Below are 14,728 nucleotides of genomic sequence, written 5' to 3'. Positions count from 1 at the left end.
CTTTGCCACCTTTTCCACCGCTGCCGCGTCAGCAGTGTCTTCTCTCGCTGGTCCCCGTCCCGGTCGGGCTCGGGGTTGCCCGGCTCCGCCCCGTGTCGTCACGCGGAGCCGAACGGCCGTCATCGGGTGGGCTGCCGGGCGTGAGTGGGTCCGGAGCCCTGGGAAGTCCCCGCCGACGACGGAAGCTGTGGGCGAGGGGTTACGGGAGATCCACGACGGTCACACCACGCAACTCGCGGTGGAGGCGGGACGCGAGCATGCCGGGAAACCGGGGCTTGCTGTAAGCGGAAAGGAAGTCGGTTTCCGACTCCCGCCGGCCGTCGGCCGTCACGGTGCAGGCGGTTCCCGACACCCCGTAGAGCTGTGGTTTCCGCACACGCAGAACGGCGTACTCGGTGCGGCGCAGGAACGGGCAGTACCACGCGGAGACCCGGGCGCACCGGGCGCACAGGGGCGGCATGGACGTGATGGACCGCTCGGGCCATGTCGGGGGCGAGTCCTCGCGCCGCCAGTCGATGAACAGCCAGCCCTGTTTGTTCCGGTCGGCCGGCCCGGCGCACACCTGGCACAGCATGTCTTCCATGCACGCGCGTTGCCGGTGCGCGTGCATGCACTCGTACAAGGGGCGCCCCCTGCCCGGCCCGTCGTACATGCGAATCCGGAGATTCCCGTGGTTGTCCCGGTCCGTGGGCGTCGGGACGGTGTAGGCGAGCCGGGGCCCGCCCGGGGTGATCTCAACGGTCAGTTCGGACAGCCGGGTGGCGACATCAGTGCTCCGCGACGTGACGTAGGGAACCATGAACGGCGGGGGTTCTTCCGTCTCCGGCGCTGCCTCTGCGTTGGCTCGGCGCGTGTGGCCGTACTGACTGTCGACGAGGGTGCTCATGCCTTCCCGATCTCTCCTCTGGCGGATGGAGCCGCCCGACTGCCACCGTCCCCTATGACATGGGGGCGGCCGGGCGGGGTTCTTGTGGGCTACGTGCTGATCAGGGCGTCCGTCTTTGGGGTGAACTCCGGTATGAGCAGGACGCGGGCGGTGAGCCCGTACCAGGTCGTCTCGTCCTTGGCAATGAACTCGAACTCGGCGCCCATGGCGAGCCGTTGCAACGCCTCGCCCTGGCGCTCGTCGTCAACCGCCCAGGCCCGCAGCTCGGCCGGTGCGTCAGCCGCGGAGCGGAGTGCCCGTTCGCACACGGACCGGGGAATCCACAGGGCGCCGGGGTCCGGATCCAAGCCGCTCGCGAGCCGTTCGGCCTGTCCCCGGAGCCACCGGAGCGCAAGCCGGGGAGTCGCGACGAGCACTCCGCCGAGATAGACGGTCGTCCGGTCGTCGCCCGCATACGCCTCGGCAAGGTACTGATCCTGAGACGCGCAGGGGTTCGCGCTCACAGTCCACCCCGCCTGCTCCTGAGGTTCCGCAACGCGTTCTCGGCGCTCAGCCGCTCGGCGGGGGTGAGCGCGCGGACCCACTCGGGCTCGGCCTCCCACTCGGTGCCGCCACCGAGCGGCCGCAGGGACCAGTGCGGGCCGGCGAGCCCGCGGAACTCTCCTACGCGGCCACCGTGACTCGCATCTGCCATGAGCGTGCCGGGGGTTGGAGTGCGGAGGGATTCCTGTCCGTTCGGGAGGCCGTTCTTCGCAATCATGAGCCACTCCTCTCCGTAGTCATTCCGCTACCGGGAGGCCCAGCATTGACCTAGGGTCGGACTGTCTTCAACTTGCGCAGATTGCTCTAAGGGTTGGACGCGCAGATGGTGAACCGTAAGGAACTGGACCCCGAAAAGTCGCCGGGCGCAAAGTTTGGGCAGCGTTTACGCCAGTTACGGGATGGGCGCGGCTGGACACAGGACGAGCTGGGTGCACGCATGGGGTGCACCGGAACGCATATTTCCGCCGTGGAAACTGGTCGCCGCCCTCCAACCAGACGCTTTGCAGCAAGCGCTGACAGGGTGTTCGGCACCGGAGACGGACTCGAACGCCAGAGTCGTGCCGTTCGGTACACGGCGCTGCTGGAAGGCTTCCCGGAGTACGTCAGGCATGAGGCACGCGCGGCAGAGATGAGGCTCTATGAAGTCGGTGTCATCCCTGGACTGCTCCAGACGCCGGAGTACGCGGCGACGCTGGAGGCGGACGCCGTACGCCGGGAAGCAATCACCCCTGAGCAAGCCAGTGAGCGAGTCGCTTTGGTGGCGGAGCGGCAAGCCACACTTGCTCGTTCCCCATCACCCCTGATCTTCGCGGTACTTGATGAAGAGTGCATCCTTCGGCCGATGGGCGATCCTGAGATCATGGATGCTCAGTTCGCTCAGTTCGCTCAGTTGCTGGAGTTCGCCGAGTTGCCGAACACCACGCTTCAAATCGCCCCGTTCCGCATGGGGGCACGTCGGCCGTTCAGTCTGCCCATTACGGTGCTGACTCTGCCGGACCGCTCGCTCATGTCATACGCCGAGTCCTCCCAGCGAGGGCACTTGGAGCGCGAAACAAGCTTCGTGCTGCCCATACTGACGGCCTGCCATCAACTACAGGCCGAAGCACTGTCTCAAGCAGCATCCGTGGCCTTGATCGAGCAGGTACGAAAGGGCACCCCGTGACCGAATCCCCCCGTTGGCACAAGTCCTCATACAGCGGCAACGGAGGCCAGTGCGTAGAGGTCGCCGCCAACCTCGTCGCTTTGCGCGGCGTGGTTCCCGTCCGTGATTCGAAGAGCCCGGGTGGTCCCGTTCTGGACGTTCCCGTCGCGGCGTTCGCGTCCTTCGTGGCGGGTGTCAGGGCTGGAGAGTTCGGCACCGTCTGACCGGCTGGTTCGGCGTCGTCCCATCGTGCCGGGCGTGGCGGGGCTTCGTGCTGCCCGGACGTGACGAAGGCCCCGCCGCACCCATTGGGTTCCCGTGACCGTCGCGAACTCCGGCTCAGGGTGGGCGAGTTGCGGGCCCGCAGCGTCTGGCTCGGGCCTCTCGGGCGGCGCCCGCGCGGTGGGTGCCGCGCCTTCGTCAGGCCGTGACGAAGGGGCGGAGGTGGCCCGCGTCGTGGCCGGACTGGAACGCGGCCCAGGCTTTGCCGAGCCGGTCGACCGCGACCCGCAGGGTTGCTGGTTCGTGCACGAACGACAGGCGGAGGTGATCGGCGAAGCCGCGGTCGGGCGAGGTTCTGGCGCCGGGGAGTACCTGGACTCCGTATCCGAGGGCGAGTTGGGCGAAGGTCTCCGCTTCGCCGAACGGGAGCCGCACCCACAGGAAGGGGCCGCCCGACGGGCGGGCCCACGACCAGGTCGGCAACCGTGTCCGCAGGAGTTCGGTCAGCAGGTCGAGGCGCGCGGTCAGTTGCTCCCGCCGTGCCGTGGCCATGTCCTCGGACACCGGCAGGAGACGGGAGGCCAGTTGCTGGCCGACGTGTGAGGATCCGAGGTCCGCCACGACCTTCAGGCGGGCGAGCCTGGTCATCAGCGCTTGGGGCGCCCGCAGCCAGCCGATTCGCAGGCCGGGCCAGAAGAGCTTGCTCAGGGATCCGATGGTGACGCCGGAAGCGGCGGTCGGCAGGGGGCGCCAGCGTCCTTCGAAGACCAGGTCGGCGAGGGTTGTGTCGTCGACGACCGGGACACCGGCGTGCTCGGCGAGCCGGGCGATCTCGGTGCGCCGCTGGGTGCTCATGACCGCGCCGGTGGGGTTCTGACAGGTCGTCATCACGTACAACAGCGAGACGGGACAGCGGGCGAGCGTCTCGCGCAGCGGGCCTACCTTGATGCCCTCGGCGTCGGTGGGCAGCGCGAGGAGTGTTGCCCCTGCGGCGTGGGCGGCGTCGAGGGCACCGACATAGCCGGGGTTCTCGGTGACGATGACGCCGCCGTTGCGGCCGAACAGCGTGAAGAGCAGGCTGATCGCCTGCTGTGCTCCGCTGGTGACGAGCACTTCTTCGGCCGTGGTCGGCAGCCCGAGCCGGGTGTAGCGGGCGGCGATCTGGGCCCGCAGGGAGGGAAGGCCGAGCGGCTGGTAACCGAAGTCGGTGGTCAGTGCGTGCAGGTCGGTGATGTCCGACGCCAGGCGGGGTACCACGTCGGGGCCGACGACGACGGATCCGGACAGGTCCACCACGCCGGCCGCCGGCTCGCCCGGCAGCTTGCCCGACGGCAGGGCCGCGGCGGGGACCGCGGGACCGATCCAGCGGCCGGAGGCGACGACCCGGGTGCCGCTGCCGCGCGCGCTCTCCAGCAGGCCCTCCTCGCGCAGCAGCCGGTAGGCGCCGATCACGGTGGTCCGGCTGACGCCCAGCAACCGTGCGAGGTCGCGCTCGGAAGGCAGCTTGGAACCGGCGCCGGCCTCACCCCGGCGCACGGCATCACGGAGGCCCTCGGCCAGTCGTTGGTAGAGCGGTCCAGATGAGCCACTGATGAGACCAGCTGACAGGGTCGAGGCATCCATGCAGTCCAATGTTGCCCTGATTGGATATCGGAAACAATGCCAATCAACCCGCATGCTCGCGCCATGGACTCTTTCCCGGCCTTTGAGACTCTCCTTGCGCATGCCGATACCGATCCGGACGAACTGGGTGTCGCGCCGCCCATCCACCAGGCGGTGAACTATTCGGCCGCCACGGCAGAGGACTTCGACGCACTCAACGAGCAGTCCCAGCCCCTGCGCTACTACCGGCGCTACGGCAACCCGACGCAGGCCCGGCTGGAGCGCGTCGTCGCGGCTGTGGAGGGTGCCGAGGCAGCCCTGGCCACGGCATCCGGCATGGGGGCGATCACCACAGCCGTGGTCGCCCTGCTGTCCCAGGGCGACCATGTCGTCGCCCAGCACAGCATGTACGGCGGCACGCTGAGTCTGCTGCGAGATGTCGCACCCCGCTTCGGTGTCGAGGTGACCTTCGTGGACCAGACCGACACCGATGCCTTCGTCCGGGCCCTCACACCGCAGACCAAGCTGATCATGCTGGAGACGCCCAGCAATCCGCTGCTCCGGCTGACCGATGTGGAAGCGGTCACCGCGTCGGCCCGCGCCCGGGGCATCCTCACCTTCGCCGACAACACCGTGGCGACCCCCTTCAACCAGAGGCCGCTGGAGCAGGGCGTGGACCTCGTCATGCACAGCGTCACCAAGGCCATATCAGGGCATGCGGACGTGCAGGCCGGGATCGTGCTCGGGAGCGGCGAGCTGATCGAACGGCTCTGGAGAGCACACACCATGGTGGGCTCGGTGATCAGCCCGTTCGATGCCTGGCTCGCGCTGCGCGGCTTGCGGACACTGTCGTTGCGGGCGGAGCGGCAGAACCAGTGCGCGCAGGCCGTCGCGGAGTACCTGGCCGGTCACCCCGCGGTACGAACGGTGAACTACCCCGGGCTTCAGGGGCATCCCCAGCACGACCTCGCGAAGCGGCAGATGCGGGGTTTCGGTGGACTGCTGAGCTTCGAGCTCCGCGGCGGCCGGGCCACGGCCGAGCAGCTCATCTCGGCGCTGCGCCTTCCGGTGCGTTCCCCCAGCCTGGGCGGCACCCGCTCGACGCTGGTGCGGCCCGCCGCGATGTGGTCGAACGAACTGACCGAGGAGGAACTCGCCGAGGCCGGAGTCCCGGGCGGCCTGATCCGGTTCGCGGTCGGCCTCGAACACGAAGCAGACCTGATCGCCGATCTCGGCCAGGGGCTCGCTTCGTCGGCCTCGTCGGCGAACTGCTCGACCACGCCCGGGAACTGACCGAGCGCGTCATACGCCACCCGGCCACCGCGGTCACGGCCTGCCTGAACGCCGTTCGGGAGCGTTCCTCGCGTGGCGGCCGGACGCGCGGTGGTCAGGAGAGCGCCGCGGCGGTCGGGAGAACGCCGTGGCGGTGGCGGCAGGTGTGACGGTGGCGGCAGGTGTGGCGCATGGCGCACGACGAACGGCGCGTTTACGGGGCGGTCCTGGGCGGCGAAGGAATGATCACGTGCTCGTCGACGACGGCTCGTCGGGGGCGTCCGCCCCGGAGTGCTGCGGGATGCCGCCGATGCGGATCGCGTGGGTGCTGTCGAGAGGGACGGGCCGACTGCAGGCGTCGCAGACGGTGCGCGGATGGAGTTCCGCGCCGCAGTCGTGCCCGAACACCGTCGGGGGTTCTCCCTCGGTCACATAGAGGTCGCCCCATTCCTTGAGGGCGAGCAGGACCGGGTGCAGCGCGAGTCCGGTCTCGGTCAGCGTGTACTCGTAGCGCGGCGGGTGGGCCTGGTAGAGCTCCTTGGCCAGGACGCCGTGCTCCACGAGCTTCTTCAGCCGGGCGGTGAGGATGTCCCGGCTGGCGCCGGTGTTCGCCGCGATCTGGTCGAAGCGGCGCACCCCGAGGAACACCTCCCGCAGTGCGAGCAGACTCCAGCGTTCACCGATGACGGCGAGCGAGTTCGCGATGGAGCAGGGGCGCGGGCGGGCGACGGTCATCGGCGTGGACCTCCGGGGAATTGGCGGAGTGCGGGCGGGGCACGGCATGGGCGGGGCACGGCACGGGCGGGCGCCGCTTCGGGGGCAGAGCCTGCGGTCTGCCGGTCTGCCGGTCTGCCGGTCTGCCGGTCTCCCGTCCTCACCGGTCTCGTGGCGGGCCGGTACGGCCCGGACCGAGGGGTGCCCGGCACGTCTCGGCGGGAGCCCCGGGCTCACCTGCCGCCCAGCGGTGCGTCACCCATCATCTGCCTTCCGAGCCGCTTGCCCTCTCAGTGTAAACCAGCGAGTTGGAAAAATAGACCCACCAGTGAGCCTGCGACCGACGGGTCACCGAGGGATGCGTTTGTTTTTCCAACTAACATCTTTATAGTGAGTCCTGTTTTCCAACTATCTGGTTCGAGCATCACTTCGGGCTCGATCGAACGAGGAGACCGGAATGAGGACTTCACTACCCGGCAGCACGTGTGCCACCGATGAGGCGGTGGCCCGGATCGACCCCTTGTGGCGGTCCTGGGCGGGTGCACACGGGGGCCATGTCGCGGCGGCGGCGCTCATCGCCGTGCGGGAACGGGCCGCCGGGCAGGGCCGCCCGGTCCGCGCCCTGACCGCGCACTTCCTCGCCCCCGTCGACACCCGTCCCCTCCACCTGTCCCTGGCCGGGCCCCGAGTGGGGGGCCGGGCCTCGACCTGTCTCTTCACGGGTCATCAGGGCGGAGCCCCGGTGCTCGCGGGGTCGGCGTTGTTCGGCTCCGGCCGCCCGGGGCCCAGCTGCGACGGGCGGACCTTCCCCCAGGTGCCGGGTCCGGCCGACTGCGTGCCCCTCGACTTGTCAGCCGGGTCCGTGGCCTTCGCCCGGCAGGTGGAGGTGCGTCCCGCGACCGAGGCGCTGCCTCTCGCCGGGGGCGAGTCGGCCGAGCTGGTCGCCTGGGTGCGGTTCACCGATGGGCGGGCCCTGGACGAGGCCGCCGTCGTCACCCTCACCGATGTCCTCCCGCCCGCCCTGTTCGCATGCTGGCGCACCCCGCGCCCGGTGCCGACCGCCGAACTGACCGTCCACTTCACCGACACGCTGGACGCCGGGGCACTCGCGGGCTGGGCCCTGGTCCGGATCCGTACCGAACAGGCCGGCAGCGGCTGGGTGGTGGACGACAGCGAGGTGTGGTCGGCCGACGGCCGGCTGCTGGCCCTCGCCCGGCAGGCCCGCGTCGTCCAGGGCGCCCCCGCGCAGAGCGCGTCCTTGTCCTCGGTCACGGCCTCCCCGCAGGAGACCTCGTGAACATCGACGGAGCCGTCGCGCTCGTCACCGGAGCCAACCGCGGACTGGGCCGCGTTTTCGCCCGCGGCCTGCTGGCGCGCGGCGCGCACACCGTGTACGCGGCAGCGCGTGACCCGCAGGCCGTGGCCGACCCCGGGCTGACGCCCGTCGCGCTCGACATCACCGACCCGGCCTCCGTGGCCGCGGCCGCCGAGCGCTGCGCGGACACCACGCTCGTGGTCAACAACGCGGGCATCCTGCGCGGTGGTTCGCTGCTCACCGCGGACTCCCTCGACGGGGCGCGCGCCGAGCTGGAGACCAACCTGTTCGGCACGCTCGCCATGTGCCGCGCCTTCGCCCCCGTTCTGGGCCGGAACGGCGGCGGGGCCCTGGTCAACGTGCTCTCCGCGCTCTCCTGGCACGCGCTGCCCCAGATCGGCTCGTACGGCGTCTCCAAGGCGGCGGCCTGGTCGATGACCAACGCGGTGCGCGAAGAGCTGCGCGCGCAGGGCACCCTCACGGTCGCCGTGCACGCCGCGTTCATCGACACCGACATGGCCGGCCACGTCGACCAGCCCAAGATCAGCCCTGCCGACGTGGTCGACCAGGTCCTCGACGCCGTCGCGGCCGACCGCGAGGAAGTCCTCGCCGACGCCATCACCCGCCAGATCAAGTCCATGCTGTCCGCAGGAGCGAACCATGACCACTGACCTACGTGACCCGGCAGCCGAGGAACGCGGCAACGCCGCCGGCAGCCGCCCCGGGCCGGTCCTCGTCGCCGCCTGCCTGGGGCTGTTCACGGTGTTCCTCCAGACCACCGAGACCATCGGCACGCTCGGCGCCGTCCAGGCCGACCTTCGCCTCGACCCGGCCGACATGGTGTGGGTGCCCAGCATGTACACCCTGGTCGTGGCGTCCTGCGTGCTCGGCGCCGGCGCCCTGGCCGACCGGTGGGGGCGGCGGCGCGTCTTCCTGGCCGGGACCGCGGCGATGGCCGCGGGCGCTCTGACGCTGATCTTCTCCGACAGCCTGGCCACCGTCCTCACCGGTCAGGCGATCGCCGGCCTGGGCGGCGCCCTGATCACCCCCAGCTCGCTCGCGCTGATCACCCACGCCGTCCGCGACCCGCGCCGCCGCGCCGGGGCGATCGCCGCATGGGCGGCCACCTCCGGGCTGGGCCTGGCCGTCGGCCCCCTCGTCGCGGGCCTCGCGCTGCGCTGGTGGACCTGGCACACGGCGTTCTGGCTCAACCTCGTCGTGGCAGGTCTTGCGGCGGCGGTCGCGCTCGGCCGGGTCACGGAGTCCCGCAATCCCGCCCAACGCCTCGACTGGGCAGGCCAGTTCACCGCGATCGCCGGTCTGGCGCTGCTGGTCTTCTGGCTGATCGACGGCGGCCACCACGGCTACGGCTCGGCACGGGCCCTGGCCGCCGCCGCGGCGGCGGTCCTCCTGCTGGCCGCCTTCACCGTGGTCGAACTGCGCCGCGCGGCGCCCATGGTCGACCTGCGGCTGATGCGCGATCCGTCCTACGGTGCCTCACTGCTGCTGGCCGCGACCGTCCTGTTCGGCTTCGTCGGCCTCTCCCTCCTCCAGGTGCTGTGGCTGCAACGGGTGCGGGGGCTGACCGCCCTGCAGGTGGGCGTGCAACTCCTCGCGGAATTCGGTGCGTTCATCGCGGCCTCGGTCCTGGCCGGAATACTCGTACGCCGACTCGGTCCGCGCGTCCTGATCACGGCGGGCCTGCTGCTGGCCGCCGGCGGCGCCGCCCTCTTCGCGCGGGTCGAACCGGACACCGTCTTCGCCGGATACGCCGCCGCCTTCGTCCTGTTCGGCCTCGGCTGCGGTCTCGCCAACGCCCCGTCCACCGCACTCGCCGTCGGCCACGTCCCGCACGGCCGCGAGGGCGAGGCGGGCGGCACCGTCAACGCCGCCCGCCAGATCGGCGCGGTCCTCGGCACCAGCATCCTCGGCACACTGATCACCACACGCTTCGAGGACCGCCTCACCCACGTCCGCGACCCGCGCACCGCCTTCACCGACGCGGTCGGCTACGCCACCTGGATCGCGGTTGCCGTCCTCCTCGCCGGCACGGCCGTGGCACTCGGGCTGTCGGTATGGTCCCGCCGCAGGGCGACCGTCCGGTGACCGCGGCGAACGGGGCACTGGCGAACGGGGCACTGGCGAACAAGGCACTGGGGGGAGCCGAACGCGACCCCGGTCGAAGAGCCTGACGCACCACCGGTCACCCCTCAGTTGGGACAACTAGGGAACGACCGCGCCGAAGGGGAGGCCGTCGGGGTCGGCGCCTCCCCCGTCGGGCCCGCCCGGCTCCCCGGGCGTCCGCCCGGCGCGGTTCGCGCCGATTGCGGACGGTGCGGACGGTGCAGGCGGTGCGGGCGGGCTCAGACCGGTTCGGGGGCGTCCTGCGGTGCCTCGCCGAACCGGGCCAGGGCCAGCGCACCGGCCACCGCCACCACGAAACCGGCGACCGCCAGCCAGCCGAGGCCCTCACGGGTACGGTCCCCGAGCCAGACGACGCCCACCAGCGCCGGGCCGATCGTCTCGCCGAGCACCATGCCGGCCGTCGCCGTCGTCACCGAACCGCGCTGCAGCGCCGAGGTGAGCAGCAGGAACGCCGAACCGCCGCCCAGCAGCAGCGCGTACACGGCCGGGTTGGTGAGCAGCGCGGACGGGGACAGGTCGTCGATCAGCCGGACGGTGACCTCGACCACCCCGAAACCGCACCCCGCGCCCAGCCCCAGGACGAGAGCCCGCGGCTTCTCCGGGAGGCGTCCGGCCACCGTGCCGATCAGCAGAATGCCGAGGGCGATCCCCAGCATCCACCAGGTCAGAGTCGCCGAACCGGTCCCGTGGCCCTCGCCGCCGGAGGCGAGCCCCAGCATGCCCAGCCCCGCGCAGACGATCCCGACCGCGGTCCACTCGACGCCGCTCAGCCGCACGCCGAGCAGCCGGGCGGCGACCACGGCCGTCACCGCGAGGCTCGCGGCCAGGGCGGCGCCCACCGCGTAGATCGGCAGGGACCGCAGGGCGACGATCTGGAGGACGAAACCGCAGCCGTCGAGGGCGAGTCCGGCGAGGTAGCGCCACTGCCGCAGGGCGCGCAGCAGCAGGGCCGGATCGACTCCCGCGTCCGAGCCCGGCTCGGCGGCGGCCCGCGAGGCGACGGCCTGGAGGACGGAGGCCGTACCGAAGCAAACAGCGGCGCCGAGTGCGCAGATCATCCCGAGGAGCACACCAAGGACTCTACTTGCGGACGTTCGGTGGACCCGCTTTCGGCCGTAACTTGCGGCCGTTTGTCTGATAAGTGGAGCAAGAGATTGGTTTGTTGGCTTGATTCGTAAATCATTCGCGGGAGTCGTGCGGCTGTGGATCGCGAAGGGGCAATGTCTGCCAGTTCCGATCTTGTCGTACGTGTCGTCGAGTGGCGGTCGTACGGTCACATGTGTGCAGCTTCGCTATTCCTTCCGTATGGAGCCGACGACAAGGGCAGCGCATGACGTTGTCGCGGGCGTTCGGTTGTGCGCGGGTGGTGTGGAACGACTGCCTGCGGGCGCGGCGGGAGACCCGCGCTGCGGGCGAGCGGTTCTTGAAGTCGGCGGAGCTGTCGGAGCGGTTCATCACCGAGGCGAAGAAGACCAGGCGGCGACTGAACCGGGATGGAGGCCGTCCAGGGACGAGGCGGCCGGGCTCGGCATCCGGGAATCGGCGGGGCTGGTCACGGACGAGTACGCCCGCTTCCTGCCCCACGTCTTCCTCTGGATCCCGGCCCGGCGGCCCGGGCCCAGGGCTCAGCCGCGCAGGACGCCGCGGAGCTGCTCCAGCCCCCAGTCCAGGTCCTCCTTGCTGATCACCAGCGGCGGGGCGATCCGGATCGTCGAGCCATGGGTGTCCTTGACCAGCACCCCGCGGTCCATCAGCTTCTCGGAGATCTCCCGGCCGGTGCCGTGGCTCGGCGCGATGTCGACGCCCGCCCACAGCCCGCGCCCCCGCACCTCCTCCACCGCGCCCCCGCTCGCCAGCAGCCCCAGCTCCTGGTGGAGGTGTTCGCCCAACTCGGTCGCCCGCTGCTGGAATTCGCCGGTGCGGAGCATCGCGATGACCTCCAGCGCGACCGCGCAGGCAAGAGGATTCCCGCCGAACGTCGAACCGTGCTCACCGGGCCGGATCACCCCGAGCACGTCCTGCGAGGAGACGACCGCCGACACCGGCACCACACCACCGCCCAGCGCCTTGCCGAGTACATACATGTCCGGCACGACACCCTCGTGCTCACAGGCGAAGGTCTTCCCGGTCCGGCCCAGGCCCGACTGGATCTCGTCCGCGATGAACAGCACGTTCCGCTCGCGGGTGAGCTCACGGACCCGGGGGAGATAGCCGGGCGGCGGCACCAGCACCCCGGCCTCGCCCTGGATCGGCTCCAGCAGCACCGCCACGGTGTTCTCGGTCATCGCCTCCGCGAGCGCGGTCAGATCCCCGTACGGCACGATCTCGAACCCCGGCGTGTACGGACCGAAGCCCTCCCGCGCCTCCGGGTCCGTGGAGAAGCTGATGATCGTCGTCGTACGGCCGTGGAAGTTGTTCGCGGCGACGATGATCTTCGCCATGCCGTCCGGGACACCCTTCACCTGGTAGCCCCACTTGCGGGCGGTCTTCACCGCCGTCTCCACGGCCTCCGCTCCGGTGTTCATCGGCAGCACCGTCTCCATGCCGCACAGATCGGCGAGCTGGGTACAGAAATCGGCGAACCGGTCGTGGTGGAAGGCGCGCGAGGTGAGGGTCACCCGCTCCAGCTGCGCCCTGGCGGCGTCGAGCAGGCGCCGGTTGCCGTGACCGAAGTTGAGCGCCGAATATCCGGCGAGCATGTCGAGATAGCGCCGGCCCTCGACATCGGTCATCCAGGCTCCGTCCGCCGAGGCGACGACGACGGGCAGCGGATGGTAGTTGTGCGCGCTGTGCGCCTCGGCGGAGGCGATGGCAGTTTCCGTGGTCGACACGGGATCTCCGTTCGTCGTGCGGCGTGGGCGGGGGGTGGTGCCCACTTTGTATCGTCGGTCGCAACCCTGGCGAGGAAACCTTCAAATCACGGCGCGCCCGTTCCGCCGCGTGTTCCGGCCGCGTCTCCCGTCGTGCCTCCGGTGCCTCCCGCCGGCCTCCCGCCGCGTCTCCCGATTGTGGTGCTCGTCTCATTCGCGACGGTGCGTGTCCCGAGTCCCTCCGCCTTGCGTGCTGCTCCCGTGCCCCTTCCGCACCAGCTGCCGGAGATGGGTTCCGTACCTGAGACAATGGGTTTCATGGCCTCTGAACGCCCCCGCGTGCTCTCCGGAATCCAGCCCACCGCAGGCTCGTTCCACCTCGGCAACTACCTCGGTGCGGTCCGCCAGTGGGTGGCGCTGCAGGAATCCCACGACGCCTTCTACATGGTCGTGGACCTGCATGCGATCACCATTCCGCAGGACCCCGCGGAGCTGCGCGCGAACACCAGGCTCGCCGTCGCCCAGCTCCTCGCCGCCGGTCTCGACCCGGAGCGCTGCACGCTCTTCGTCCAGAGCCATGTGCCCGAGCACGCCCAGCTCGGCTGGGTCATGAACTGCCTCACCGGCTTCGGCGAGGCGTCCCGCATGACGCAGTTCAAGGACAAGTCCGCCAAGCAGGGCGCGGACCGCACCACGGTCGGCCTCTTCACCTACCCGATGCTGATGGTCGCCGACATCCTGCTGTACCAGGCCGACCAGGTCCCGGTCGGCGAGGACCAGCGCCAGCACCTGGAGCTGACCCGCAATCTCGCCGAGCGGTTCAACGGCAGCTACGGCGACACGTTCACCGTGCCCGACCCGTACATCCTCAAGGAGACGGCGAAGATCTACGACCTTCAGGACCCGTCGGCGAAGATGAGCAAGTCGGCGGCCACCCCGAAGGGCCTGATCAACCTCCTCGACGAGCCGAAGGCCACCGCCAAGAAGGTCAAGAGCGCGGTCACCGACACCGACACGGTCATCCGCTTCGACCGGGCCGAGAAGCCCGGCGTCAGCAACCTGCTCAGCATCTACTCCACGCTCACCGGCACCGGTGTCGCGGATCTGGAGCAGAAGTACGAGGGCAAGGGCTACGGTGCGCTCAAGACGGACCTCGCCGAGGTCGTGGTCGAGTTCGTCACACCGTTCCGCACCCGTACGCAGGAGTACCTGGACGACCCGGAGACCCTGGACTCGATCCTGGCCAAGGGCGCGGAGAAGGCCCGCTCCGTCGCGGCCGAGACCCTGGCCCGGACGTACGACCGGATGGGCTTTCTGCCGGCGAAGCACTGAGTCCAAGGACCCTGGCGGTTTCGCGGCCGCAGGCGTCACACTGGCGACGGGAAGTTGATCCGGTGGATGGCCGAAAACAGGCCATCGATCATCTGAGGACCATCGATCATCGAGGATTGAGGAGAACGACGTGGGGACCGTAACGCTCGGCGTTTCGATCGCGGTCCCGGAGCCCTACGGCAGCCTGCTCCAGGAGCGGCGCGCGAGCTTCGGGGATCCTGCCGCGTACGGCATTCCCACCCACGTCACCCTCCTCCCGCCGACCGAGGCCGAGGCGGCCGACCTGCCCGCGATCGAGGCGCATCTCGCCCAGATCGCGACCGGCGGCCGCCCCTTCCCGATGCGGCTCTCCGGCACGGGCACCTTCCGCCCCCTCTCGCCGGTCGTCTTCGTCCAGGTCGTCGAAGGGGCCTCGGCCTGCACCTGGCTGCAGAAGCGGGTCAGGGACAGCTCCGGGCCGCTGGTGCGTGAGCTCCAGTTCCCGTACCACCCGCATGTGACCGTGGCGCACGGCATCCCCGAGCGGGCGATGGACCGGGCGTACGAGGAGCTCTCCGACTACGAGGCCGCCTGGACCTGCGGTTCCTTCGCGCTGTACGAGCAGGGCCCGGACAGCGTCTGGCGCAAGATCAACGAGTTCCCGTTCGGCGCCGGGGGCGGTGCGCCCGCCGTGCCCGCGCAGGGTGGCTCCGCCGTGGACGAGCCCTCTCTGCAGCCCTGAACGAACCCCTCCCGGCCCTCGACCG

The 14,728-nt window shown here is 70.4% G+C and carries 15 protein-coding genes and 1 pseudogene; 9 read left to right on the top strand and 7 right to left on the bottom strand.

What is annotated here, in order from left to right; translation table 11 throughout:
* Positions 1–199 precede the first annotated feature (199 nt).
* The 3 genes from ACIOMQ_RS02260 to ACIOMQ_RS02250 form a co-directional block, all read right to left on the bottom strand.
* Complete coding sequence (locus ACIOMQ_RS02260; RefSeq protein WP_402187633.1) at positions 200–886, bottom strand: hypothetical protein; 687 nt, start codon at positions 884–886, stop codon at positions 200–202.
* Between the two features lie 89 nt (positions 887–975).
* Positions 976–1,389 (bottom strand): hypothetical protein, encoded by a 414-nt coding sequence (locus ACIOMQ_RS02255; RefSeq protein ID WP_401753521.1) that lies wholly within the window; start codon positions 1,387–1,389, stop codon positions 976–978.
* The gene (locus ACIOMQ_RS02250) at positions 1,386–1,646 is read right to left on the bottom strand and encodes a hypothetical protein (protein ID WP_362208053.1); all 261 of its coding nucleotides are present in this window, start codon (positions 1,644–1,646) and stop codon (positions 1,386–1,388) included. The genes ACIOMQ_RS02255 and ACIOMQ_RS02250 overlap by 4 nt, the downstream gene beginning before the upstream one ends.
* Before the next feature lie 105 nt (positions 1,647–1,751).
* Here ACIOMQ_RS02250 and ACIOMQ_RS02245 point away from each other — a divergent pair, with 105 nt between their 5' ends.
* Both ACIOMQ_RS02245 and ACIOMQ_RS02240 read left to right on the top strand, forming a co-directional pair.
* Positions 1,752–2,591, top strand: coding sequence for a helix-turn-helix domain-containing protein (locus ACIOMQ_RS02245; RefSeq protein ID WP_402187630.1), 840 nt, complete (start codon positions 1,752–1,754; stop codon positions 2,589–2,591).
* The gene (locus ACIOMQ_RS02240) at positions 2,588–2,794 is read left to right on the top strand and encodes a DUF397 domain-containing protein (protein WP_402187628.1); all 207 of its coding nucleotides are present in this window, start codon (positions 2,588–2,590) and stop codon (positions 2,792–2,794) included. The genes ACIOMQ_RS02245 and ACIOMQ_RS02240 overlap by 4 nt, the downstream gene beginning before the upstream one ends.
* A gap of 196 nt (positions 2,795–2,990) precedes the next feature.
* Here the strand turns inward: ACIOMQ_RS02240 and ACIOMQ_RS02235 are convergent, their stop codons facing one another.
* Positions 2,991–4,415 (bottom strand): PLP-dependent aminotransferase family protein, encoded by a 1,425-nt coding sequence (locus tag ACIOMQ_RS02235; protein ID WP_401985815.1) that lies wholly within the window; start codon positions 4,413–4,415, stop codon positions 2,991–2,993.
* 63 nt (positions 4,416–4,478) lie between these two features.
* Between ACIOMQ_RS02235 and ACIOMQ_RS02230 the strand changes: the two genes are divergently transcribed.
* Positions 4,479–5,687 carry a trans-sulfuration enzyme family protein gene (locus tag ACIOMQ_RS02230; protein ID WP_402187624.1) on the top strand — a complete coding sequence of 403 codons (1,209 nt, stop codon included), beginning with the start codon at positions 4,479–4,481 and terminating at the stop codon, positions 5,685–5,687.
* A 225-nt stretch (positions 5,688–5,912) separates the two neighbouring features.
* On the opposite strand, the gene ACIOMQ_RS02225 is transcribed toward ACIOMQ_RS02230, so the two are convergent.
* Complete coding sequence (locus ACIOMQ_RS02225; protein ID WP_401753513.1) at positions 5,913–6,401, bottom strand: winged helix-turn-helix transcriptional regulator; 489 nt, start codon at positions 6,399–6,401, stop codon at positions 5,913–5,915.
* A gap of 436 nt (positions 6,402–6,837) precedes the next feature.
* On the opposite strand from ACIOMQ_RS02225, the gene ACIOMQ_RS02220 reads away from it, so the two are divergent.
* From ACIOMQ_RS02220 to ACIOMQ_RS02210, 3 genes are read left to right on the top strand one after another with little or no spacing between them, the layout of a single operon-like run.
* Positions 6,838–7,677 (top strand): acyl-CoA thioesterase, encoded by an 840-nt coding sequence (locus ACIOMQ_RS02220; protein WP_402187621.1) that lies wholly within the window; start codon positions 6,838–6,840, stop codon positions 7,675–7,677.
* Positions 7,674–8,366: an SDR family oxidoreductase gene (locus ACIOMQ_RS02215; protein WP_402187617.1), complete on the top strand. Its 693-nt coding sequence runs from the start codon at positions 7,674–7,676 to the stop codon at positions 8,364–8,366. The genes ACIOMQ_RS02220 and ACIOMQ_RS02215 overlap by 4 nt, the downstream gene beginning before the upstream one ends.
* Positions 8,356–9,801: an MFS transporter gene (locus tag ACIOMQ_RS02210; protein WP_401263347.1), complete on the top strand. Its 1,446-nt coding sequence runs from the start codon at positions 8,356–8,358 to the stop codon at positions 9,799–9,801. The genes ACIOMQ_RS02215 and ACIOMQ_RS02210 overlap by 11 nt, the downstream gene beginning before the upstream one ends.
* Before the next feature lie 257 nt (positions 9,802–10,058).
* On the opposite strand, the gene ACIOMQ_RS02205 is transcribed toward ACIOMQ_RS02210, so the two are convergent.
* Positions 10,059–10,898, bottom strand: coding sequence for a hypothetical protein (locus ACIOMQ_RS02205; RefSeq protein ID WP_362208179.1), 840 nt, complete (start codon positions 10,896–10,898; stop codon positions 10,059–10,061).
* A gap of 451 nt (positions 10,899–11,349) precedes the next feature.
* Here ACIOMQ_RS02205 and ACIOMQ_RS02200 point away from each other — a divergent pair.
* Positions 11,350–11,433 (top strand): annotated as a pseudogene (locus ACIOMQ_RS02200) (glutathionylspermidine synthase family protein); the annotation flags it as partial.
* Positions 11,434–11,465: 32 nt separating this feature from the next.
* On the opposite strand, the gene rocD reads toward ACIOMQ_RS02200, so the two are convergent.
* Positions 11,466–12,671 carry an ornithine--oxo-acid transaminase gene (gene rocD / locus ACIOMQ_RS02195; protein ID WP_362208074.1) on the bottom strand — a complete coding sequence of 402 codons (1,206 nt, stop codon included), beginning with the start codon at positions 12,669–12,671 and terminating at the stop codon, positions 11,466–11,468.
* A 297-nt stretch (positions 12,672–12,968) separates the two neighbouring features.
* Here rocD and trpS point away from each other — a divergent pair, with 297 nt between their 5' ends.
* Positions 12,969–13,982 carry a tryptophan--tRNA ligase gene (gene trpS, locus ACIOMQ_RS02190; protein WP_401753505.1) on the top strand — a complete coding sequence of 338 codons (1,014 nt, stop codon included), beginning with the start codon at positions 12,969–12,971 and terminating at the stop codon, positions 13,980–13,982.
* 130 nt (positions 13,983–14,112) lie between these two features.
* Positions 14,113–14,703 carry a 2'-5' RNA ligase family protein gene (locus tag ACIOMQ_RS02185; RefSeq protein ID WP_362208081.1) on the top strand — a complete coding sequence of 197 codons (591 nt, stop codon included), beginning with the start codon at positions 14,113–14,115 and terminating at the stop codon, positions 14,701–14,703.
* Positions 14,704–14,728 lie beyond the last annotated feature (25 nt).

The sequence above is a fragment of the Streptomyces sp. NPDC087845 genome, from assembly GCF_044742755.1.
Lineage (GTDB): Bacteria > Actinomycetota > Actinomycetes > Streptomycetales > Streptomycetaceae > Streptomyces.
This window is presented reverse-complemented; position numbering and strand designations above follow the sequence as displayed.

What these genes read in the sequence shown, in the direction of transcription:
- ACIOMQ_RS02210 (WP_401263347.1), top strand. Translation starts at nt 8,356, where the DNA reads ATGACCACTGACCTACGTGACCCGGCAGCCGAGGAACGCGGCAACGCC.
- ACIOMQ_RS02225 (WP_401753513.1), bottom strand. Translation starts at nt 6,401, where the DNA reads ATGACCGTCGCCCGCCCGCGCCCCTGCTCCATCGCGAACTCGCTCGCC.
- ACIOMQ_RS02235 (WP_401985815.1), bottom strand. Translation starts at nt 4,415, where the DNA reads ATGGATGCCTCGACCCTGTCAGCTGGTCTCATCAGTGGCTCATCTGGA.
- ACIOMQ_RS02230 (WP_402187624.1), top strand. Translation starts at nt 4,479, where the DNA reads ATGGACTCTTTCCCGGCCTTTGAGACTCTCCTTGCGCATGCCGATACC.
- trpS (WP_401753505.1), top strand. Translation starts at nt 12,969, where the DNA reads ATGGCCTCTGAACGCCCCCGCGTGCTCTCCGGAATCCAGCCCACCGCA.
- ACIOMQ_RS02250 (WP_362208053.1), bottom strand. Translation starts at nt 1,646, where the DNA reads ATGATTGCGAAGAACGGCCTCCCGAACGGACAGGAATCCCTCCGCACT.
- ACIOMQ_RS02260 (WP_402187633.1), bottom strand. Translation starts at nt 886, where the DNA reads ATGAGCACCCTCGTCGACAGTCAGTACGGCCACACGCGCCGAGCCAAC.
- ACIOMQ_RS02220 (WP_402187621.1), top strand. Translation starts at nt 6,838, where the DNA reads ATGAGGACTTCACTACCCGGCAGCACGTGTGCCACCGATGAGGCGGTG.
- ACIOMQ_RS02245 (WP_402187630.1), top strand. Translation starts at nt 1,752, where the DNA reads ATGGTGAACCGTAAGGAACTGGACCCCGAAAAGTCGCCGGGCGCAAAG.
- ACIOMQ_RS02205 (WP_362208179.1), bottom strand. Translation starts at nt 10,898, where the DNA reads ATGATCTGCGCACTCGGCGCCGCTGTTTGCTTCGGTACGGCCTCCGTC.